We start from the raw sequence: 20,636 nt of genomic DNA, 5'->3' as shown, positions 1-20,636 counted from the left end.
GGCGGTGTGGGGCGCGGGCGGCGTGGGCCTCAGCGCCGTCATGATCGCGCATGCCCTCGGCGCCCGCGTCGTCGCGATCGACCGGTCGCAGCAGGCGCTCGACCTCGCCGTCTCGCTCGGGGCGGAGCATGTCGTCGCCGCGGGGCCGGATGCGGTGGAGGAGGTCGTGGCGATCACGAGCGGCGCGCACGTGTCGCTCGACGCCGTCGGCAGCGCCGACACGGCGACGTCGAGCGTGCTGTCGCTGCGGCGCCTGGGCAGGCACGTGCAGGTGGGGCTGCTCGCCGGCGCACCCCCTGCGCTGCCGCTCGACCGCGTCATCGGCTGGGAGCTCGAGGTGCTCGGCAGCCACGGCATGTCGGCGCGCGACTACCCGCGGCTGCTCGATCTCGTCGTCTCGGGCGCGCTGCGTCCCGAGCTGCTCGTGCAGCGCACCGTGGGGCTCGCGGAGGCCGCGACGCTCGTGGGCGCCGACGCGCCCGCCGCTGGCATCACCGTGCTCGACCCGCGACTGCCCTAGGCCGTTCGAGGCGCACGCGCGCCGCGATGGCGCCCGCGATCGCGGCACCCACGCCGCCAGCGGCCATGTCGCCGATCGTGTCGTCGTACTCGACGAAGATCGCGTCGTCGACGATGGTGTGACCGAGCCACTCGACGATCTCCCACACCGCGCTGAGCGCGAGGCCGAGCGTCGCCGCGACGACGATGCCGACGACGACGGGGGCCGCATTCGGATGCGCGACGACGCCCGCGCGGGCGAGCACGAGCACGCAGACCGCGACGATGACGCCAGTGCAGACGACGTGGATCGCGACGTCCCACCACGCGATCGCCGAGTAGACGTCGACGACCCCGCTCCACGCGGCGACGAGCACGACCGCGCCGACGAGCGCATCCGCGGCGCCGCGCAGCCCCAGCATGCGCGTCACGAGCGCTGCGGAGGCCGCGAGCACGATGACCGCCGCCGCCGACGGGCCCCAGCCGACGCCCGCGACGACGATGCTCGCGGCGCCCGCGACGCGCACGGCATCCGCCAGCCACTCCCACGCGCTCATCGGCCGCCGCAGGAGGTCGGCGCGCAGGCGCTCGCCGTTCACCCCACCGCTCCGTCGAGCTCGACGACCGCATGCACGCCCAGGTGGTCGGACGGCCAGCCGCCGTCGAACGCGCGTGCATCGATCGCGGTGCGCCGCACGTGCACGCCGTCGCCGACGAGGATCCAGTCGAGGCGGCGTCCGCGCTCGCGCGGCGCACGGTAGGCGGGACGCGTCGACCAGCGCGGCGTGGCACGGTCGCCCGCGACCTCCCACGCGTCGCGCAGCAGACCGCCCTCCAGCAGCGCCCGCACCGTCCTCGACCCCTCGCCGGCGTTGAGGTCGCCGAGCACCACCGCAGGCATCGACCGCTCTGCGACGACGGCGCGGATCGTCTCGGCCGAGCGCAGCCGCGCCCGCTGCGACGACAGCGACAGGTGCGTCGACACCGCCAGCAGCGGCGTGCCCGTGATGCGGTCGCGCAGCTCGGCGGCGACGAGCACGCGCGGCATGACGTTGCCCCACGACCGCGAGCCCGGCCGCTCGGGCTCGTCGGAGAGCGCCTGCTGCCACCAGTCGAGCACCTCGACGCGCGCCTCGTCGACGACGAGCAGGCACGCCTCGTCGCCGCCGCGCGCGCCGCGTCCACGTCCCAGCACCCGGTGCCCGTGGCCGAGCGCCTCGCGCACGAACGTCGCCTGATCGGGCATCGCCTCCTGCACCGCGAGCACGTGCGGTCGCTCGACGCGCAACGCGGCACGCAGCCGCGGCGCGCGCGACCGCCACCGATCGGCCGCCTGCAGCGTGGGGACGCGCCTGCGGATGTTCCACGTCGCGACATGCAGCTCGGCGTCTGCGACCTCGCCGACGATCGAACCCGTCACGCCGCACCCTCCGTGCTCGCTCGCGTCGCGCGCGCCGTCTCGCTGGCAGCCTCGAGCGCCACGACGACGCGCCTGGCGAGACGGTGCGGCGGGAAGTCGTCCGGCCAGTGCACCGCGACGGTGCGCACGCCGCGCACGAGCCGACGCCCCAGGCCCCTGCCCGCCCCGAACGGCCGCATCGACATGCCCATCCTTGCGGGGCGCACCCAGCGGATGCGGTGCCGCTCCCCCAGGTGGAACGCGAGATCGAGGTCGTCGTGCAGCTCGGCGTCGCTGCGATGCACGGCAGCGCTCACCGCCAGCCACGCGTCTCGCCGCATCGCCACGTTCGAGCCGAACAGCGGCGGATGCCCGAGCGCCGCGGTCGACAGCACGACGTAGGTGCCGAGGTAGAGGACGGCGAGCGGTCTGCGCAGCGCACGCGGGCCATCGACGAATCGTGCGCCGCCGGAGATCGCCGCGACCGTCGCATCCGTGAGCAGCGCTGCCACCATGCGCTCGATCCAGTCGTCGTCGGGCACGCAGTCGGCGTCGAGCCGCAGGATGACGTCGCCGGTCGCAGCGTCGTAGCCGCGCGAGGCGGCGGCGGGGATGCCGGGAGCGTCGCACCGCACGACGGTCGCGTCGGCGGCGCGGGCGACGGCGGCCGAGTCGTCGCTCGAGGCGTTGTCGACGATGACGACCTCGTCGGCGACGCGCGTCTGGCGGCCGAGGGAGGCGAGCAGGCGCGCGAGATGGTCGGCGTCGTCCTTCACCGGCACGACCACCGAGACGCGCGCGTCGGCCGGGTTCGTCGCAGGCCGCGCCGCCCGACCCGTGTCGCCGTGCTGCCCGTCGCGATCGCCCACCGCTCCCCTTCCGCGGTCGCCGATGCTCGACGCCCGTGCAGGTGACGCTACGCGGGCGCGGGGTACGCAGCCGAGGGGTTGCCGAGCGGGCTCGCGCTCGGTACCGCCCTACGTCGCGAGCAGGTCGACGACGAGCTTGCCGTGCACGTGCCCGCCGATGAGCACCCGGTAGGCGTCTGCTGCATGCTCCAACGGCACGACGCCCTGGATGGGCACGTCGAGCGTGCCATCGACGGCGAGCGCCGCGAGCTGCTCGAGCGCGCCGGTCACGGCGAGGTCGGTCGGCACGCCCGCGACGCCCGCGTGCCCCTTCGCGGCGATGCCGACCATGCGATCCACGGGCACGCCGAGCTCGAGGCCCGCGTCGATGCCCTCGGTGCCGTGCGTCTCGAACACTGCGTCGATGCCGCCGAGCGCGCGCAGCCGCTCGACGAGGCCCTCGCCGTAGGCGACGGGCTCGACCCCGTACGCCACGAGCCGGTCGCGGCCTCGCTCGCTCGCCGTGCCGATCACGCGCGCGCCGCGCAGCCGCGCGAGCTGCACGGCGAGCACACCGACGCCGCCCGTCGCGCCGTGCACGAGCACCGTCTCGCCCGGCTGCAGGCGCAGCTGCTCGACGCCGGCCCATGCCGTGCGCCCTGCGACGACGAGCGACGACGCACGTGCATCGTCGAGGCCGTCTGGCGTGCGCGCGAGGCGCTCGGTCGCCGGGTCGACGATGGTGCGGTCCTGCAGCGCACGCGTGCGCGCCGATCCGAAGACGCGGTCGCCGATCGCGAGGTGCGTCACCTCGGCGCCGACGGCATCCACGACGCCCGCGATGTCGTTGCCGACGCCCAGCGGCGGCTCGAGCCCGCGACTCGTCGCCGCCGCCGAGCCGGTGAAGATCTTCCAGTCGACGGGGTTGAGCGCCGCCGCGTGCACCCGCACCCGCACCTCGCCGGGGCCGGGCTCGGGGTCGGCCTCCTGCACGAGCTCGAGCACGGCAGGGCCGCCGAAGGTGCGGTGGAGGAGCCTGCGCACGTCAGCTCCCCGGCTCTCCGGAGAGCAGACCCCGCAGCCAGTCGCGCGCCTCGACGAACGACGCGTCGCCGTATCGGGCGTGCACGTCGGTGGCCTGCGCGTCCGCGCGCGGATACGAGCCGAGGAACACCACCTTCGGGCTGAAGCGCTTGAGGCCCACGAGCGCATCGGCGACGCGCTCGTCGGTGACGTGCCCGTCGAGGTCGAGCACGAACCGGTACCTGCCGAGCCGGTCGCCGATGGGCCTGGACTGGATGAGCGACAGGTTCACGCCCCGAGTGGCGAACTGCTCGAGCATCTCGAGCAGCACGCCGGGGGCGTCGCTGGGCAGCTCGGCGATCACCGACGTCTTGTCGGCACCCGTGCGTGCAGGGAGCGGGCCCGGTCGTCCGACGAGCGCGAAGCGCGTCACGGCGTTCGGGTTGTCGACGACGTCGGTGGCGAGCACGGCGACGTCGACGTGGTCGGTGATCGACGGCGTCGACAGCGCCGCCTGCCCGGGCTGCAGCCGCATGGCGGCGAGCACGTTCGACGACGCGGGGATGTGCTGATGGCTCGGCAGGTGCTCCCCCAGCCACTGCAGGCACTGCCCGTAGGCGACGGGATGCGCGACGACGACGTCGACGTCGTCGAGCTGCGTGCCGTGCGCGGCGACGAGCGAGAACGACACCGGCACGAGGTGCTCGGAGCGGATGCGCAGCCCGGGCACGGTCGCGAGCGCATCCTGCGCCGCCGTCACGACACCCTCGAGCGAGTTCTCGACGGCGATCATCGCCGCATCCGAGGTGCCCTCGGTGACGTCGCGCAGCGCCTCGGCCACGTTCGTCACGGCGATGCGCTCGGCGACGTCGGCACCGGGCACCTGCAGGAGGGCGCGCTCGGTGAACGTGCCTGCGGGGCCGAGGTACGAGTAGCGCGTCACGGCACCAGCGTATGGGCGAGCGGAGGCGTCACGCGTGCGCGAGCGCGAGCCACGAGAGGGCACGCACGCACCACGACGCCCACCCCGCTCCCATGGCGCAAGCCGGTGCCCTCCCCGCCAGGCGGTGCCAGGATGAGCACATGAGCAGAGCAGGCACCGTCGCACAGCCCTCCGACCTCATCGACGTCGCCGCGCTCGAGCGCGCGTACGTCGAGCTCGTGCCCGACGTGACGAACCCCGACCAGCAGGTCGCGTTCGGCACGAGCGGTCACCGAGGCAGCGCGTTCGACACCGCGTTCAACGAGACGCACATCCTCGCCATCACGCAGGCGATCGTCGAGTATCGCGCAGCGCAGGGCACCACGGGCCCGCTGTACATCGGCCGCGACACGCACGCGCTGTCGCTGCCTGCCGAGCGCACCGCCCTCGAGGTGCTCGTCGCGAACGGCGTGCGCGTCGTCGCCGACGCCCGCGGCTCGGTCACGCCGACGCCTGCCGTCTCGCGGGCGATCCTCGCCTACAACGGCGCCGGCAACGCCGACCAGGCCGACGGCATCGTCGTGACCCCGTCGCACAACCCGCCGCGCGACGGCGGCTTCAAGTACAACCCGCCGCATGGCGGCCCCGCCGACTCCGACGCCACCGGGTGGATCGCCGACCGCGCGAACGCGCTCATCGCCGCGGGGCTCGAGGGCGTGCAGCGCACGGAGGTCGTGGGCGGCAGCGACGAGCGCGTCGAGCTGCTCGACTTCCGCGCCGAGTACGTCGAGGCGCTCGGTCGCGTCATCGACTTCGCGTCGATCAAGGCCGCCGGCCTGCGCATCGGTGCCGACCCGCTGGGTGGTGCCGCCGTGGAGTACTACGCGGCGATCGCCGAGCGCTACGACATCGACCTGACGGTCACGAACCCCGAGATCGACCCGACGTGGGCGTTCATGACGCTCGACTGGGACGAGAAGATCCGCATGGACTGCTCGAGCCCGAACGCGATGGCATCGGTGCTCGCGCGCAAGGACGAGTTCGACATCCTCACCGGCAACGATGCCGACGCCGACCGTCACGGCATCGTGACGCCCGACGGCGGCCTCATGAACCCGAACCACTTCCTCGCCGTCGCGATCGAGTACCTCTTCACCCACCGCCCCGGATGGCGCGAGGATGCCGCGATCGGCAAGACGCTCGTGTCGTCGTCGATGATCGACCGCGTCGCCGAGTCGCTCGGCAGGCGCCTGTGGGAGGTGCCCGTCGGGTTCAAGTGGTTCGTGCCGGGTCTCGTCGATGGCTCGGTCGGCTTCGGCGGCGAGGAGAGCGCGGGCGCGTCGTTCCTCACCGCGGACGGCGAGGCGTGGACGACCGACAAGGACGGCATCCTGCTGTGCCTGCTCGCATCCGAGATCCGGGCCGTCACGGGCAAGAGCCCGTCGCAGCTGTACGGCGAGCTCACGGAGCGCTTCGGATCACCCGTGTACGAGCGCATCGACGCGCCCGCCTCCCGCGAGCAGAAGGCGCGCCTCGGCAAGCTCACCGGCGACGCCGTGGCCGCGACCGAGCTCGCGGGCGATGCGATCACCGCGAAGCTCGTCGAGGCGCCGGGCAACGGCGCACGCCTCGGTGGCCTGAAGGTCGTCACCGACCGCGCATGGTTCGCTGCGCGCCCCTCCGGCACCGAGGACGTGTACAAGATCTACGCCGAGTCGTTCGTGGGCGTCGACCACCTGCGTCAGGTGCAGGCGGAGGCGAAGGCCATCGTCGACGCGGCGCTCGCCGGCTGACGTCGCCGAGCCTCCGCGCAGATGCGGCCTGAGCGGGCCGCCGAGGGTGCATTCCACTCGATGGCCCGCTCAGGCCGCATCGCGACGGCGTCAGTGCGCCGCGCCCAGCTCGACGAGCACGACGCCTGCCCCGATGAGCAGGATGCCTGCTGCCATGACGACGGTGAGCGGCTCGTGGAACAGCACGCGGCTGAGCACGGCGGTGAGCGCGACGCCGACCGCAGCCCAGATGCCGTAGGCGACGCCGAGCGCCATGCCGAGCGACAACGCGATCGACAGCATGACGAACGCGAGGCCGTAGCCGGCGACGACGGGTGCGTACCAGCGCCGACTCGGGCGTTCGCCCGTCGTCGCCATGCGCAGCGAGAGGGTGGCCGTGACCTCGAGCGCGATCGCCGCGGCGAGCGCGAGCCAGGCCATCAGCGCGTCCTCTCGCTCGCGACGTCGCCTGCGGGTGCGAGCGCAGCGCGGCGGTGCGCGGCCTGCGAGCCGAGCTCGACCAGCAGCACGCCCCCGATGATGAGCGCGATGCCGACACCCATGAGCGGGGTGAACGCCTCGCCGAAGAGCGCCGTCGACAGCGTGGCGGTGAGCGCGACGCCCGCGGCGCCCCAGATGCCGTACGCGACCCCGAGGGGCATGCCGGCGCGCAACGTGGCCCCGAGGCACGCGAACGCGCCCACGTAGCCTGCGACGACGACCGCGGAGAGCGCGGGCGCCTCGAGCGCGCCCTTGAGGGACAGCGACGCCGTGACCTCCATCGCGATCGCGGCTGCCAGCAGCAGCCAGCGGCGCGCGACGGGGCTCACGACGCCCCCGCGAGCAGCTCGTCGACGAGCACCGCGAGCGCGGCGCGCTCGGCGTCGGTGGGTGCGAGGGCGCCGGATGCGGTCGCGAACCAGACGCCGTCGGCGAGCATGCGCACGGCGAGGATGCGGGTGCGCAGGTCGGGCTCGACGTCGTCGAACGCGGCGAAGACGCGGAATCGCTCGCTCCACCGGTCGACGAGGAGGTCGCGCAGGCGAGGATCGGCGAAGGCGACGAGGTCGCTCGCGTCGTGCGCATCCTCCAACGCCCAGCGTGCGTACGCGGTCGCGAGCTCGACGGGCGAGGCGGACGAGGGGTCGGGCAGGCGCACGAGGATCGCGGCCTCGCAGCGTTCGACGACGTGGTCGACGAGGGCGAGCATGAGCGCCTCCTTCGTCGGGAAGTGGTACATGAGGCCGGGCTTCGTGATGCCCGCGGCGCGCGCTGCGGTCTCGAGCGACAGGGCCTCGCCGTCTCGCAGGAGGGCGAGGGATGCGTCGAGCGCGGTGCTGCGTGCGGAGGATCGAGGTGCCATCCCGAACACCATACCTTCCGGTTGGTATGGCAGACCGCACGACCAGCACCGCAAGCCCCGTGCGCTTCGACCCACGACCTGCGAGCCTGCCGGGCATGAGCCGCATCCGCACCGCCCAGGTCGGGATCACCGCCGCCGCGCTCGCACTCGCGTGCGCCTCGTGCGCCTCCCCGGCACCAGAGCAGACGACGGCGCCGACGACGTCCACCGCGCCGAGCGCATCGCCGTCGTCATCCGACGACGCCCCCAGCGCCTCCGCAGTGCCGTACGAGCCGCCGGCCGACGTGCCCGGCGGCCTCGCGCGAGCGGACTTCTCGATCGTCGACGGCGTGCCCACGAATGCCACGACGGCGCTCGGACCGCTCGTGTCCGGGCAGTCGTTCACGGTCGAGGGCCAGTGCGTGGGCGGCGAGAGCGTCGACTTCCTGCTCGCGCGCGCCATCGACGCCGATCCCGACGAGCGCACCCTGGTCGAGGGCACGCTCGAGTGCGATGCGGCCCCCGCGCAGGGATTCTCGTACGCGCTGCCCTACGACGGCCCCGTGCAGCTCACGCTCATCGCAGGCGCCGACACGACCGAGGCGTGGGCCGTGGCCCGCGCGACGTGACCGCCTCGCCTCGCGCGACCCCGCAGCTCGCTACGGCGTGATGCGCACGTCGGGCCCGAGGACGTCGGTGACGAACGCGATGCCCGACTCGACGGTGAGGTCGTTGCGCCACGCCGACCGCGTCAGCGGCTCGGCAGCGTCGACGAGCGGGTACATCTGCAGGTTCACGCGATTCGTGAGCTGGTTCGATGCGAGCTGCTGCGGCGTGAGGTCGAAGTGCATGTACGTGGGGATCGCGCGCGGGTCCTGCACCGTGACGGTTCCGTCCGGGTCGACGACGACGTCGATCTGCGCGATCGCCGCGAGGATGCGGGGGATCTCCATCTGCGTCGACAGCGCATTGCCGACCGAGTAGAAGACGAACGCGCGGGTGCCGTCTGCCCGGTCGATCCACGCTGCGGGCTGCAGCACGTGCGGCCCCGTGCCGACGATGACGTCGGCGCCGAGGTCGGCGAGCCACTGCCCCTGCTCCACCTGCGCCGCATTCTCGTCGAGCGAGTACTCCGTGCCCCAGTGCGTCGACACGATCTGCACGTCGGACTGCGCGACGGCCTGCGCCATGAGCGACTCGACGAGCTCGGTGTCGTCGAGCCGGTTGAGCGCGAAGTCGGCGTGGCCCTCGTTCGACAGCTGCGTGAACGCGAGGAACGCGACGCGCACGCCCTCGACCTCCGCGATCGAGACCGTCTGCTGCTCCTCGGGGCTGCGATTCGCGCCTGCGATGAGCGTCGGCTGCAGCGCATCCCACTGCGCACGGGTGATGTCGATGCCCGGCTGCCCCCAGTCGGCGAGGTGGTTGTTGGCGAGGTTGATCGTGTCGCAGCCCGCCTGCGCCATGCCGCTCGTGAGCGCGGAGGGCGCGTTGAACCGTGGGAAGTACGACAGGCCGAGCTCGTCGCCGGCGCTCGGCACCTCCTGGTCGCAGACGACGAGGTCGGAGTCGGCGTAGCGCGGTTGGATGGCCTGCGCGAACTGCGCGAAGTCGTACGAGCCGCCCGGCATCTGCGCGTCTGCGACGACCGAGTCGTGCGGCAGCCAGTCGCCCATGGCGCTCAGCGTGATCGTCGTCGGCTCGGCCTCGGGCTCGGGCGACGGCGCGGGCGAGGCCGCGTCGGATGCGGAGGGCGGCGCCGACGGGTCGGTGTCGTCGAGCGCGCCCTGGCAGCCTGCGAGGGCGAGGACGGCGACGGCGAGCAGCGCCGCGGACGGCTTCGTGAGGGTGCGCACCCGCTCAGCCTGCCACGGCGCGCGAGCGCAGCGACCTCACTGCTGCGACATGATGGCGATCGCGACGATCACCACGATGACGAGCACCACGACGCCGATCCACGTGCCCGGGCTCTCGGCGTCGCCGTAGCCGTAGCCGGAGTCGCGGTACGGGGAGCCGGAACGGTACCTGCGGCTGCTGCTGCTGCTGCCAGAGCCCCACGACCATCCGCCGCCGCCGCCGCCGCTCGAGCGGCTCGAGGATCCGAACGATCCGCCGCTGGAGCGCCTGCCGCCGAAGGAGCCGGCCGAGCTGCGCCTGCCGCCGAACGACCCGCCCGAGCTACGTGCGCCTGCGCTGCGATTGCCCTTCGCCATGATGCCTCCTGGAGTCGATGGGGTGCTGCGACGCTACCGGCCGCACCTGAGCATCGGCCGGTGCGCGTGGATGCTCATCCGTAGTCGGGGGCCGCCGGAAGGCCGAGGTGCTCCTCGAGCGTCTGCGCGCCCGACTGCGTCATGGCGGTCGCGAGCTCGACGCCCACGTACCGCAGATGCCACGGCTCGTACTCGTAGCCGGTGACGCCCTCGAGGCCGTTCGGGTAGCGCACGACGAAGCCGTGCTGCCAGGCGTTCGCGGCGAGCCACTGCCCGGAGGGCGTGGTCGCGAACGCGACGCTGAGGCGCGCGACGCCCGACGTGCCCACGACGTCGACCGCGAGGCCCGTCTGGTGCTCGCTGTGCCCGGGGCGCGCGCTGGTCGTGTCGGCCTCCGCCTGCCCGTACTGGTCGACGTAGCCCTGGTAGATCGACGACTGCGTCGCGTACGACCGGTACGACGAGAAGACGAAGACCCCCTCGCCGATCGCGGTGCGCTGCGCCTGGTCGAGCGCGACGAGCGCCGCGTCGACCTCGGGTCGCACGAGCTCGTCGCCGTCCTGCGCGATCGACACGGCGACGAGCTGCGGTGCGTAGTCGGCAGGTTGGAGCGGCCGACGCTTGTTCACGATGACCTGCAGGCTCGCACCGGAGTCGATGTCGTACGAGGGCGCGGGCGGCGCGGTCTCCGTCGGGCTCGGCGTGGGCGTCGGGCTGGGGGTCGCGCTGGGCGAGGGCGTCGGGGTCGGCTCGGGGTCGGCGCTCGGGCTCGGCGACGGCTCTGGATCGGCGGTGCACGCCGTGAGGGCCAGCACGGCGGCGGCGGTCAGCGCGGCACGGCGCGAGTAGAGAGGCACCGCTCCACCCTACGGTCGACAAAAGTTGCAGTCTCTGCAATAATCGTCCTCTGCGGTCGCAGCGTCGAGACCAGCACGCCGCACCTCCCCACGTCCCTGGAGACACGAATGTCCTCACCCCGCACGTCCGCCGCTTCGAAGGCGGATGCGATCGCAGCCGCAGGCGGCATGACCCGCCGCGAGATCAACCTCGTCATCCTCGGCCTCATGGCCGCCATGTTCCTGTCGTCGCTGTCGCAGACCGTCGTCGGCACCGCGATGCGCACCATCGCAGACGACCTGCACGGCCTCAGCCTGCAGGCGTGGGTGACCACGGCGTTCCTCATCGTCTCGACCGTCACGACCCCGATCTACGGCAAGCTCTCCGACCTGTTCGGCCGCCGCCCGCTGTTCCTCATCGCGATCGTGCTGTTCCTCATCGGTTCCGTCGCATCGTCGTTCGCGACCGACATGGTGCAGCTCGCAGGCTTCCGCGCGCTCCAGGGCCTCGGTGCCGGTGGCCTCATGTCGCTGCCGCTGACGATCATGGGCGACATCCTCGCGCCCCGCGAACGCGCCAAGTACCAGGGCTACTTCCTCGCGGTCTTCGGCGTCTCGAGCCTCCTCGGCCCGCTCGTCGGCGGCGTCTTCGCAGGTGCCGACACGCTGCTGGGCATCGAGGGATGGCGCTGGGTGTTCCTCTTCAACATCCCCGTCGGCATCGTCGCCCTGTTCATGGTCTTCCGCTTCCTGCACATCCCCGTGCTGCACCGCCGCGTGCGCATCGACTGGTGGGGCGCTGCCGCGCTCGTGATGGGCGTCGTGCCGCTGCTGCTCGTCGCCGAGCAGGGCCGCACGTGGGGCTGGGACTCGCCGCTGTCGATCGCCTGCTTCATCGTCGGCGCCATCGGCATCGCGCTGTTCATCCTCATCGAGTCGCGCATGGGCGACGACGCGCTCATCCCGCTGTCGCTGTTCCGCTCCGCGACGTTCTCGATGGCGACCGGCATCGGCGTGCTCGTCGGCTTCGGCATGTTCGCCGGCATGATGATGATCCCGTTCGTGCTGCAGATCGTGCACGGCATGAACCCCACGGAGGCCGGCCTCGCGACGCTGCCGATGATCGTCGGCCTCATGATCGCCTCGATCGGCTCCGGCCAGATCATCGCCCGCACCGGCCGCTACCGCATCTTCCCCATCATCGGCACCGCGCTCATGGCTGTCGGCTACGGCGTGCTCGCGCTGCAGCAGTACGACAGCCCGCTGTGGATGCTGCTGGGCGGCCAGCTCATCCTCGGCCTCGGCCTCGGCCAGCTCATGCAGACGCTCACGATCGCGTCGCAGAACTCGGTGCAGCCGAAGGACATGGGCGTCGCCACGGCGGGAGCGACCTTCTTCCGCCAGCTCGGCGGCACCGTCGGCGTCGCCGTGGTCTTCTCGGTGCTGTTCTCGCGCGTCGTCGACACCATGGCTGCGTCGTTCCAGCGCCCCGATCTGCTCGCCGACCTGCAGGCGGCGACGCAAGACCCGACGGTGCTCGCAGATCCGGCGAACGCGCGCATCCTCGAGGTGCTGCAGGACCCGTCGGGCATCGGCACGGCCCTCAACGACGACTCGTCGTTCCTGAACGGCGCCGACCCGCGCCTCGCCGCCCCCTTCCTCGACGGCTTCGCGACCGCGACCTCGACGGTGTTCGTCATCGGCATGGTCGTCGTGCTCGTCGCCTTCGTGCTCTCGCTGTTCTTCCGCACCCCGCCGCTGCGTCAGCGCTCGGCGATGGAGGAGTCCTTCGCCGAGAAGGCGGAGCTCGAGCAGCTGGCGTCCGAGCAGACCGCGACCGGCTCGATCGCCGTGCCCGTCGTCGCGGCCCCCGAGCGCGACGCCGATGGCTCGCGCACCGCGGTCGGTCCCGCCGCGCCCGCTCGACGGGAGGAGTAGGCGACGCCGGCCGCTGCGGGGCGGACGAGCGTTCGCCTCCGCTGCGGTGCCGTGCGAACCGGGTGACGGCGCCTGTGGACAACCGTGCCTCCGTGCTGCCGGAGAGTAGCCTGGATGCATGCGTGATGGTGATGGGGCTGAGACCTCCCGGCGTCGGCGACCGCGCATCCCCGCCCCCGTGGCGAGGCAGCGCATGCTCGACGCCGGGGTCGCGCTCGTCGAGCGAGACGGGCTGACGGTCGGCTTCGGCCACCTTCCCCTCGAGGAGATCATCGCCGAGGCGGGCGTCTCGCGCGCGAGCGCCTACCGGCAGTGGGGGTCGCACGAGTCGTACGTCGCCGACCTCGTCACCGAGGTGTTCCGCCGCCCGCAGTTCAGCCTCGGCTTCTCGCCGACGACGACGGCGTCGATCACGGCCGGCCTGCGCGACCACGCCTCGCTGCTCGAGACGGCGGAGGGCAGGCACGCGGTGATGCTCGACCTCGTCCGCGTCGCCGCCGAGCAGAACTTCCGCGACCTCATGGCCTCGACGCAGTGGCGATCGTACGAGTCGCTGTACGTCGCCGCCGCGAGCCCGGGCGACCCCGCGAACGCGGCGACGCTCGAGTCGGTCGCACGAACGGTCGAGCGCCACTTCATCGACACGAACGCCGGCTTCTACCAGGGCCTGCTCGGCATGCTGTCCATGCGCGCGCGTCCACCGCACACAGCACGCTCGATCGCGGTGGCGACGCACCTCGTCGTGTCCGGCATCGGGCACCGCATCCGCGTCGAGCCGGAGTTCGCGGAGCTGTACGTCGACGGGCCGGCGCTCGGCGGCGGCACGACGCCGTGGCACTTCGTCGCGCACCTGACGCGCCACGCGATCGAGCCGCTCGTCGAGGACGCGTCGGCCGAGTAGCGCGTTCGCGCGCTCGCGGCACGTGCGCTGGCGTCACGACGCCGAGCGCGCATGCGACAGGCCCGCTGCCGTCGGCAGCGGGCCTGTCGCGTGCGCGCTCAGTAGCCCGAGTGCGAGACCTCCGCGGCCGCGACCTCGATGCCGAAGTCGACCGCCTGCTGCACGATCTTCTGCGCGCGCGCCAGGCGGGGCAGGTCGGAGCCGTCGGTGATCTTGCCGCCCGAGGCCTCGAACGCGGCGATGAAGCCGTGCGCCCATGCGACGTCGTCGGCGGCGGGGCTCAGGCCCTCGTTGATCGTCGCCGCATGCGTGTGGTTGAGGCACAGCTTGCCCGACATGCCCATCTCCTTCGCGTGGTGCGTGCCGGCCGGCAGCTTCGCGAGGTCGAGCGTGGGGCCGTCGATGGGCGCGGGCAGGCGGGCCGCCCGCGAGGCGATGACGAGCTGCGAACGGGCGTAGGCGAGGGCCAGCGGGTCCTCGCCCGTGGCGGTGTCGCGCTTGAAGTCGCCCGTGCCGAACGCGATGCGGAACGTCGAGGGGGCGCTGGCGATGCGCTCGACCTGCTGCACGCCGCGCGCCGTCTCGACGAGCGCGAGGATGCGCACGCCGTCTGGCAGGCGGTCGGCGGTGTCGTCGACATGGCTCGACGACTCCGACTTCGCGAGCATGACGCCCTCGAGGCCCTCTGCCTTCTTCAGCGCGGCGCAGTCGTCGCTCCAGAAGTCGCTCGACGCGTCGTTGATGCGCACCCACGCGCGGTGCCCCGAGTTCAGCCAGGCGAGCGTGTCCTTGCGCGCCTGCTTCTTGTCGTTCGCGGCGACCGCGTCCTCCATGTCGATGATGATCGCGTCGGCATCGGAGGCCTGTGCGATCTCGAAGAGATCGGGCTGGGATGCCGGCACGAGCAGCCAGGAACGGGCGATCTGGGCAGAGACAGGGCGTCGGCTCACGATGCTCGAGCCTACCGAGCGCACCGACGGGTGCGCACGTTGCGGTCGTATCGGTCGCAGCGCACGGCGGTCGTGCGCACGGCGGCACGTCGGGGGCGTCGATAGCGTGGAGCCATGATCGTCGTCGCCGCGGTGCTCGGCCTGCTCGTGCTGTCGCTCGGCACCGCGGTGCTCGTCGCCGGGGTGCGGCGCAGGCGCGGCGGCACGGTCGCGACGGGTGCGCTCGGCATCGCGCTCGGGCTCGCGGTGCTCGTGCCGGCCGCGCTCGTGGGCACGGGACTGCTCGTCGACCGCTAACCCTCGGGCGGACGACCGCCAGACGCCGAGCACCGCACACCCCGCATAAGGCCACCATCCAGCGCGGCATGCTCCACTCGCAGCATGCGACGACTCCTCCCGGCGCTCGCGCTCGCCACCGTCCTGGCCGTCAGCCTCGGCGGATGCGTCACGCAGCCGACGCCCGCTCCCTCACCGTCGGCGTCGGCGCAGCCCGTCGACTCCCCCGCCCCGTCCACGGCACCGACGACGCTCGAGGAGCTCGCGACCGCGCTCGCCGCCGAGGGGCTCGTCGACGGCGCGCTGCTCAGCATGGTCGACGCGTCGAGCACGACGGACGAGTCGCTCTACCTCGGGCTGAGCTGGACCGATGCGATCCCGCCTGCCGAGCAGCTCGACATCCTCGGCCAGGTGCAGCAGCGCATCGACCTCATCGTCGACGACCGCCCGTTGACGACGCGCATCGTGCTGGAGACTGTGCGACCGGACGGCCAGAGCGCGTCCGTGGAGGCGACGCTCGACCCCGGAAGGGACGCACTGGCTGAGCTGCTCGAGATCGTGCAGACCACGCCGTGCGACGAGGCTCTCGTCATTCGCGCGGACGACTACTGGTTCGACGACGAGGTCGACGGCGAGCTCGTCGAGCTCGACCAGACCCTCGCGCGACTCTCCTGCACGGTCGACGGCGACGGCGTCGACCTCGCCTCCGCCTACGACGAGATCACGGCCATCCAGGTGGAGTCCCCCATCGTGGACCGGACCGAGTGGACGGCGAACACGGGCACCGACGCCTTCGAGCTGGATCTTCGCGCGCAGCCGGTGGAGGGGCGGCAGCAGCTGTTCGTCGACCTCATGACGATCGCGATCGCCGCTGGCGCGGAGGATCTGCGGATCGAGGACTACGGTGACCGCGTCGACATCGGCGGCGTCGCCGACGCCGCGTTCCTGGCGACGTGCCAGACGCTCTACGACACGATGGTCGCCGCCGGCGTCGAACGCCGCACCATCGCGTTCTCCACCCCGTCCAACGCATCGGCGTTCGACGTCTGCTTCCTGCAGCCGTAGCGCGCGCGGGCTCCTGCGACCTACTGCGGGTCGCGCCCCCGCAGGCGGTCGATCTCGCGTCGGTCGCGCTTCGTGGGCCTGCCCGCACCCCGGTCGCGGATGGGCACCATCTGCGCCTCCATCGGCGAGGGCCGCGGCGGCGTGAGGTCGTCATAGGCCTTCGCGGCGATCTCCGCGCCGACGCGCTTCACGAGCAGCTCGCGCACGACGAGGATGCGGTCGAATCCGTGCAGCCGCACGCGCACCTCGTCGCCCACCTTCACCGCCTGCGCCGCCTTCGCGGGCTGACCGTTCACACGCACGTGGCCCGCACGGCACGCAGCGGTGCCCGCCGAGCGCGTCTTCACGCAGCGCACGGCCCACACCCACACGTCGACACGCACGGAGCCGCTCACGTGCCCACGACCTCCAGCACGGCCGCGCCGTACCGCTCGAGCTTCGCATCGCCGACGCCCGAGACGCCGCGCAGCGCACCCTCGTCGCCTGGCCTCGTGGCTGCGATGCCCGCGAGAGTCGCATCCGAGAACACGACGTAGGCCGGCACGCCCTGCTCCTTCGCGACCTCGCTGCGCCACGCCCGGAGCCGCTGGTACAGCTCCTGCTGCGCATCGTCGAGCGCGATGGGCGCGGCCTTCGCCTTCGCCGACCGCCGCACGCGCTCCTGCTCGCGGCGCAGCCGCACCTCGCGGCGCCCGCCGAGCACCTCGCCCGCAGCGTCGGTGATCGCGAGCACGCCGTACTCCCCCTGCACCTGCAGCAGCCCCTGCGCGAGCAGCTGGCGAACCACGCCTCGCCACTCCTGCTCGCTCAGCTCGCCGCCGATGCCGTACGTCGACAGCCGGTCGTGCCCGAGTCGTCGGATGCGCTCGGTGTCCTTGCCCAGCAGGATGTCGACGAGGTGCCCTGCACCGTACTGCTGACGGTGCTCGCGCTGCAGGCGCACGATCGTCGAGAGCAGCTTCTGCGCCGGCACGGTGCCATCGAGCGTCTCCGGCGGCGCGATGCACGTGTCGCAGTTGCCGCACGCCTCGCTCGGCTGCCCGAAGTAGCCCAGCAGCTGCACGCGGCGGCACTGCACCGTCTCGCAGAGGGCGAGCATCGCGTCGAGATGCAGCGTCTGCACGCGCTTGCGCTGCCGGTCGCCATCGCCGTCATCGATCATGCGGCGCTGCTGCACGACATCCTGCAGCCCGTACGCGAGCCACGCCGTCGACGGCTGACCGTCGCGCCCGGCGCGGCCCGTCTCCTGGTAGTAGCCCTCGACCGACTTCGGCAGGTCCATGTGCGCGACGAAGCGCACGTCGGGCTTGTCGATGCCCATGCCGAACGCGATCGTCGCGCACATCACGACGCCGTCCTCGCGCAGGAACCGCGACTGGTTGCGTGCACGCGTGCCCGCGTCGAGACCCGCGTGGTACGGCAGCGCCTCGACGCCGTTCGCCGCGAGCCACGTCGCCGTCTGCTCCACCGACTTGCGCGAGAGGCAGTAGACGATGCCCGCGTCGCCAGGGTGCTCGTCGCGGATGATGCGCAGCAGCTGGCCGCGCGCATCCTGCTTCGGCGCGATGCGGTACTGGATGTTCGGGCGGTCGAAGCTCGACACGAACACGCGAGCGTGCTGCAGGTCGAGCCGCTCGGCGATCTCGGCGCGCGTCTCGACGGTCGCCGTCGCGGTGAGGGCGATGCGCGGGATCGTCGGCCACCGCTCGTGCAGGATCGACAGCTGCAGGTAGTCGGGCCGGAAGTCGTGGCCCCACTGGCTCACGCAATGGGCCTCGTCGATCGCGAAGAGCGCGATGGAGGCGCGGTCGAGCAGGTCGCCGACGACCGGCAGCCGCTCGGGCGCGAGGTAGAGCATGTCGAGCTCGCCGGCGAGCAGGTCGCGCTCGACGGCACGACGCTCGTCGATCGACTGGGTGGAGTTGAGGTACGCCGCGCGCACGCCCAGCTGCAGCAGGGCGTCGACCTGGTCGTGCATGAGGGCGATGAGCGGGCTCACCACGACGCCCGTGCCCTCGCGCACGAGCGACGGCACCTGGTAGCAGAGGCTCTTGCCGCCGCCGGTGGGCATGAGCACGATCGCGTCCTGCCCGGCGACGACCGCGTCGATGATCTCGGACTGCTGGTCGCGGAAGGCGTCGTAGCCCCACACGTGCTGCAGCGCGTCGAGCGGCGTCGCCGGCCGCGGTCGCGGAGGAGCGGCGGCTGCGACAGGCGCGGCAGCCTGCGCGGCGACGGATGCGGGCACGCCCGCGGGCGCGCCGAACGGGTCGTCGGGCGGCAGCCAGCCGTCGTCCTCCGGCGGCGCCCACTCGTCCGGCGGCACCCAGTCGTCCTGAGGTCCCCACTGCGCATCGCTCATCGCACCCAGCCTACGAGCCGCACCCCACTCCCGTGCCGCTCGTGGACGTCCGTTCGCGCAGCGCGCTGTTCGGGACGCGCGCAGCACGTGGGCGCGCGCCGAGCATCAGCGTCGGTCGCGCTCGGCAGCCTCCGTGAGGAAGGCGCCGAGCGCGGCGACGTCGTCGGGGCCACCGAGCTCGCGCTGCGCGAGCCAGATGGCGATGGTGCCGCTCGGCAGCGCGTACGCCGCGGTGCCGGTGCCACCGACCCAGCCGAAGCGGCCAGGCACCGTCCACGGCTCGCGCGCGACGACGTCGACGCCGCCGCCGATGCCCCACGCCTGACCGTCGAGGAACACGTTGCCGGGCTCCGCCGTCGCATGCGGCGTGCGCATCGCCGCGATCGACGACGCCGCGAGCACGCGCTCGCCGGCGGGCCCGCGTCCCTCGGCGACGATCATCCGCCACAGTCGCAGCAGGTCGTCGAGCGTCGACACGAGCCCGCCGCCGGCGGAGTCGAACGCCGGCGGCTCGGCGTGGAGTCGCTGCGGCGACTCGACCTCGACCGGCACGCCGTCGTCGAACCGGTACGTCGTCGCCGCGCGTGCGACCTGGTCGGCTCGCAGCCGGAAGCCCGTGTCGTGCATGCCGAGCGGGGCGAGCAGCTCCTCCTCGACGACCTCGGCCAGCGGCGCCTCCGCCGCCCGTGCCAGCAGCACGCCCAGCAGATCCATGCCCGCGTCGTACGTCCATCCGTCACCGGGCTGGTGCGCGAGGGGCAACGCGCCGAGCCTGCGCATCCACTCGTCGGCGTCGGGCTTCGCCCGCGCGTCGGGCCCCTGCCCCAGGCGCTCGCCGTAGGCGGCGAAGAGCTCGGCCCCCATGTCGCCGACGAGTCCGACGCCTGCAGTGCACGTCAGCACGTGCTGCACCGTGATGGGCCTTGCGAGCGGCTCGACGTCGCCGAGCGTCGACGTCGGGGTGCGCAGCACGGCGACGCTCGCGAGCTCGGGCATCCAGCGCGCGACCTCGTCGGAGGGATCGAGCACCCCGCGTTCGACGAGTCGCATCGCCGTCGCCGCGACGATCGTCTTCGTGAGCGACGCGATGCGGAAGACGACGTCGCGCGTCATCGGCGCACCGCCGACGCTCCGCAGACCCGCGACGGCGACGTCCTCGTCGTCGCCGCGCACGACCGCGGCGACGACGCCTGGCGTGCCGAGCGCGAGCGCGGAGTCCGTCAGCTGCTGCAGCGTCGCCATGCCAGAGAGGCTACGGCCGACGCGGCCGGTGCGGGAAGGGGCGTCGCCGACTCAGCGCCCCCGACGTCCCAGCCACTCCTCGAACGGCACCGTGCCGACCTGGCCATCCGAGGGCAGGAGGTTGCGGCCCTCGCGGAAGAACGTCAGCAGCGACGGCGGGAACGGCCCGTTCACGATGAGCCCGCGCGCATGCGTCGCCTGCTGCCACGCCCGCGCGAGGTCGCGAGAGACGCGCACGCGCGGACCGCCGATCTCGGCGAACGACGCGCCTGAGGGCTCGACGGCCTCCTGCGCCACGAGCCCGGCGACCTCGTCGGGGTCGACGGTCTGGAAGCGTGCTCCCAGGAACACGGGGATGACACCGAGCGGCCTCGCCTGCTCGAAGAACGTCACGGGGAAGTCGTGGAACTGCGTCGCGCGCACGACGCATGCATCGAGGCGCGACGCGAGGTAGCGCTGCTCCTGGTCGACCTTGCGCTGGTGGTACTGGAACGTCGAGTGCTCGGCGCCGACGATCGACAGCACCACGGCGCGCTCCACGCCGGCCGCCTCGGCAGCGGCGATGAGATGACGGGCGCCGAGGGTGAAGATGCGGGTGTCGAGCGGGTTGGCGGCGTTCGTGCAGTCGACGAGCGCATCGACGTCGTCGAGGGACGACTCGAGGCCGTCACCCGTGAGCAGGTCGGCCTTCGCCCCAGGCGCGCCATGCACGTCTCGGCCGCTGCGCGACACCGCGACCACGTCGTGGCCGAGCCGCTGGAGGTGCGCGACGACCCGCGCGCCCGCGTTGCCCGTGCCTCCGAAGACTGCGATGCGCATGGCGTCCACGGTACGCCGCGCCGTCGCACGGTTCCAGGCCGCGGCGGCGCGTCGCGCACACGCATGGTCGATGCCTAGGCTCGCGCCCAGGACGGCGGAACGACGAAGGGCCCCGGCATCGCTGCCGGGGCCCATCGCTCACTGCTCCTGAGCAAGCGAAAGGGGCCCCAGCATCATGGCTGGGGCCCCTTTCGAAAAGAAGTCCGGCGGTGTCCTACTCTCCCACAGGG

The 20,636-nt window shown here is 72.8% G+C and carries 23 protein-coding genes; 7 read left to right on the top strand and 16 right to left on the bottom strand.

Going from position 1 to position 20,636, the window contains the following annotated elements; translation table 11 throughout:
* Window positions 1-520 (top strand): zinc-binding dehydrogenase (locus ACZ6H8_RS13325; protein ID WP_464147358.1); only part of this gene is annotated, 520 nt, incomplete at its 5' end.
* Here ACZ6H8_RS13325 and ACZ6H8_RS13320 read toward each other — a convergent pair.
* The 5 genes from ACZ6H8_RS13320 to pheA all read right to left on the bottom strand — a co-directional run bounded on the left by ACZ6H8_RS13320 (window position 492) and on the right by pheA (window position 4,711).
* The gene (locus ACZ6H8_RS13320; RefSeq protein ID WP_464147357.1) at window positions 492-1,097 is read right to left on the bottom strand and encodes a DUF2238 domain-containing protein; all 606 of its coding nucleotides are present in this window, start codon (window positions 1,095-1,097) and stop codon (window positions 492-494) included. The genes ACZ6H8_RS13325 and ACZ6H8_RS13320 overlap by 29 nt on opposite strands.
* A complete protein-coding gene (locus tag ACZ6H8_RS13315; RefSeq protein ID WP_464147356.1) occupies window positions 1,094-1,918 on the bottom strand; it encodes an endonuclease/exonuclease/phosphatase family protein in 825 nt (274 codons plus the stop codon). Before ACZ6H8_RS13315 ends, ACZ6H8_RS13320 begins: the two co-directional genes overlap by 4 nt.
* Window positions 1,915-2,766: a glycosyltransferase family A protein gene (locus tag ACZ6H8_RS13310; RefSeq protein WP_464147355.1), complete on the bottom strand. Its 852-nt coding sequence runs from the start codon at window positions 2,764-2,766 to the stop codon at window positions 1,915-1,917. The genes ACZ6H8_RS13315 and ACZ6H8_RS13310 overlap by 4 nt, the downstream gene beginning before the upstream one ends.
* Before the next feature lie 108 nt (window positions 2,767-2,874).
* Complete coding sequence (locus ACZ6H8_RS13305) at window positions 2,875-3,789, bottom strand: NADP-dependent oxidoreductase (RefSeq protein ID WP_464147354.1); 915 nt, start codon at window positions 3,787-3,789, stop codon at window positions 2,875-2,877.
* A gap of 1 nt (window position 3,790) precedes the next feature.
* On the bottom strand, window positions 3,791-4,711 hold the full coding sequence (pheA, locus tag ACZ6H8_RS13300; RefSeq protein WP_464147353.1) for a prephenate dehydratase: 921 nt from the start codon (window positions 4,709-4,711) through the stop codon (window positions 3,791-3,793).
* Between the two features lie 140 nt (window positions 4,712-4,851).
* Between pheA and pgm the strand changes: the two genes are divergently transcribed.
* The gene (gene pgm, locus ACZ6H8_RS13295; protein ID WP_464147352.1) at window positions 4,852-6,483 is read left to right on the top strand and encodes a phosphoglucomutase (alpha-D-glucose-1,6-bisphosphate-dependent); all 1,632 of its coding nucleotides are present in this window, start codon (window positions 4,852-4,854) and stop codon (window positions 6,481-6,483) included.
* A gap of 90 nt (window positions 6,484-6,573) precedes the next feature.
* On the opposite strand, the gene ACZ6H8_RS13290 is transcribed toward pgm, so the two are convergent.
* Genes ACZ6H8_RS13290 through ACZ6H8_RS13280 form a run of 3 tightly spaced genes read right to left on the bottom strand, consistent with a single transcriptional unit; the run spans window position 6,574 to window position 7,825 of the window.
* Window positions 6,574-6,903 (bottom strand): DMT family transporter, encoded by a 330-nt coding sequence (locus ACZ6H8_RS13290; protein WP_464147351.1) that lies wholly within the window; start codon window positions 6,901-6,903, stop codon window positions 6,574-6,576.
* Window positions 6,903-7,292, bottom strand: a complete 390-nt coding sequence (locus ACZ6H8_RS13285) for a DMT family transporter (protein WP_464147350.1) — start codon at window positions 7,290-7,292, stop codon at window positions 6,903-6,905. The genes ACZ6H8_RS13290 and ACZ6H8_RS13285 overlap by 1 nt, the downstream gene beginning before the upstream one ends.
* Entirely contained in the window at window positions 7,289-7,825 is a 537-nt protein-coding gene (locus tag ACZ6H8_RS13280) for a TetR/AcrR family transcriptional regulator (RefSeq protein ID WP_464147349.1), read from the bottom strand. The genes ACZ6H8_RS13285 and ACZ6H8_RS13280 overlap by 4 nt, the downstream gene beginning before the upstream one ends.
* Before the next feature lie 95 nt (window positions 7,826-7,920).
* On the opposite strand from ACZ6H8_RS13280, the gene ACZ6H8_RS13275 reads away from it, so the two are divergent.
* Entirely contained in the window at window positions 7,921-8,433 is a 513-nt protein-coding gene (locus ACZ6H8_RS13275; RefSeq protein ID WP_464147348.1) for a hypothetical protein, read from the top strand.
* 30 nt (window positions 8,434-8,463) lie between these two features.
* On the opposite strand, the gene ACZ6H8_RS13270 is transcribed toward ACZ6H8_RS13275, so the two are convergent.
* From ACZ6H8_RS13270 to ACZ6H8_RS13260, 3 genes are all read right to left on the bottom strand, one after another.
* Window positions 8,464-9,660, bottom strand: coding sequence for a CapA family protein (locus ACZ6H8_RS13270; protein WP_464147347.1), 1,197 nt, complete (start codon window positions 9,658-9,660; stop codon window positions 8,464-8,466).
* Window positions 9,661-9,696: 36 nt separating this feature from the next.
* Entirely contained in the window at window positions 9,697-10,017 is a 321-nt protein-coding gene (locus tag ACZ6H8_RS13265) for a hypothetical protein (RefSeq protein ID WP_464147346.1), read from the bottom strand.
* 74 nt (window positions 10,018-10,091) lie between these two features.
* A complete protein-coding gene (locus ACZ6H8_RS13260) occupies window positions 10,092-10,874 on the bottom strand; it encodes a M15 family metallopeptidase (protein ID WP_464147345.1) in 783 nt (260 codons plus the stop codon).
* Window positions 10,875-10,982: 108 nt separating this feature from the next.
* On the opposite strand from ACZ6H8_RS13260, the gene ACZ6H8_RS13255 reads away from it, so the two are divergent.
* Both ACZ6H8_RS13255 and ACZ6H8_RS13250 read left to right on the top strand, forming a co-directional pair.
* A complete protein-coding gene (locus tag ACZ6H8_RS13255) occupies window positions 10,983-12,791 on the top strand; it encodes an MDR family MFS transporter (protein ID WP_464147344.1) in 1,809 nt (602 codons plus the stop codon).
* Between the two features lie 118 nt (window positions 12,792-12,909).
* Window positions 12,910-13,692 carry a TetR/AcrR family transcriptional regulator gene (locus tag ACZ6H8_RS13250; RefSeq protein WP_464147343.1) on the top strand — a complete coding sequence of 261 codons (783 nt, stop codon included), beginning with the start codon at window positions 12,910-12,912 and terminating at the stop codon, window positions 13,690-13,692.
* A 98-nt stretch (window positions 13,693-13,790) separates the two neighbouring features.
* Here the strand turns inward: ACZ6H8_RS13250 and ACZ6H8_RS13245 are convergent, their stop codons facing one another.
* On the bottom strand, window positions 13,791-14,642 hold the full coding sequence (locus tag ACZ6H8_RS13245; protein WP_464147342.1) for an HpcH/HpaI aldolase/citrate lyase family protein: 852 nt from the start codon (window positions 14,640-14,642) through the stop codon (window positions 13,791-13,793).
* A 114-nt stretch (window positions 14,643-14,756) separates the two neighbouring features.
* Between ACZ6H8_RS13245 and ACZ6H8_RS13240 the strand changes: the two genes are divergently transcribed.
* Window positions 14,757-14,939 carry a hypothetical protein gene (locus tag ACZ6H8_RS13240; protein WP_464147341.1) on the top strand — a complete coding sequence of 61 codons (183 nt, stop codon included), beginning with the start codon at window positions 14,757-14,759 and terminating at the stop codon, window positions 14,937-14,939.
* Between the two features lie 84 nt (window positions 14,940-15,023).
* Window positions 15,024-15,983, top strand: a complete 960-nt coding sequence (locus ACZ6H8_RS13235; protein ID WP_464147340.1) for a DOMON domain-containing protein — start codon at window positions 15,024-15,026, stop codon at window positions 15,981-15,983.
* 20 nt (window positions 15,984-16,003) lie between these two features.
* Here ACZ6H8_RS13235 and ACZ6H8_RS13230 read toward each other — a convergent pair whose 3' ends face one another.
* From ACZ6H8_RS13230 to ACZ6H8_RS13215, 4 genes are all read right to left on the bottom strand, one after another.
* Window positions 16,004-16,378: an RNA-binding S4 domain-containing protein gene (locus tag ACZ6H8_RS13230; RefSeq protein ID WP_464147339.1), complete on the bottom strand. Its 375-nt coding sequence runs from the start codon at window positions 16,376-16,378 to the stop codon at window positions 16,004-16,006.
* Window positions 16,375-18,345, bottom strand: coding sequence for a DNA helicase RecQ (gene recQ / locus ACZ6H8_RS13225; protein ID WP_464147338.1), 1,971 nt, complete (start codon window positions 18,343-18,345; stop codon window positions 16,375-16,377). Before recQ ends, ACZ6H8_RS13230 begins: the two co-directional genes overlap by 4 nt.
* A gap of 105 nt (window positions 18,346-18,450) precedes the next feature.
* Window positions 18,451-19,587 (bottom strand): serine hydrolase domain-containing protein, encoded by a 1,137-nt coding sequence (locus ACZ6H8_RS13220; protein WP_464147337.1) that lies wholly within the window; start codon window positions 19,585-19,587, stop codon window positions 18,451-18,453.
* Window positions 19,588-19,638: 51 nt separating this feature from the next.
* Window positions 19,639-20,406 carry an SDR family oxidoreductase gene (locus ACZ6H8_RS13215; protein WP_464147336.1) on the bottom strand — a complete coding sequence of 256 codons (768 nt, stop codon included), beginning with the start codon at window positions 20,404-20,406 and terminating at the stop codon, window positions 19,639-19,641.
* Between the last annotated feature and the right edge of the window lie 230 nt (window positions 20,407-20,636).

The organism is Agrococcus sp. AC640b, from assembly GCF_979255995.1.
This window is presented reverse-complemented; position numbering and strand designations above follow the sequence as displayed.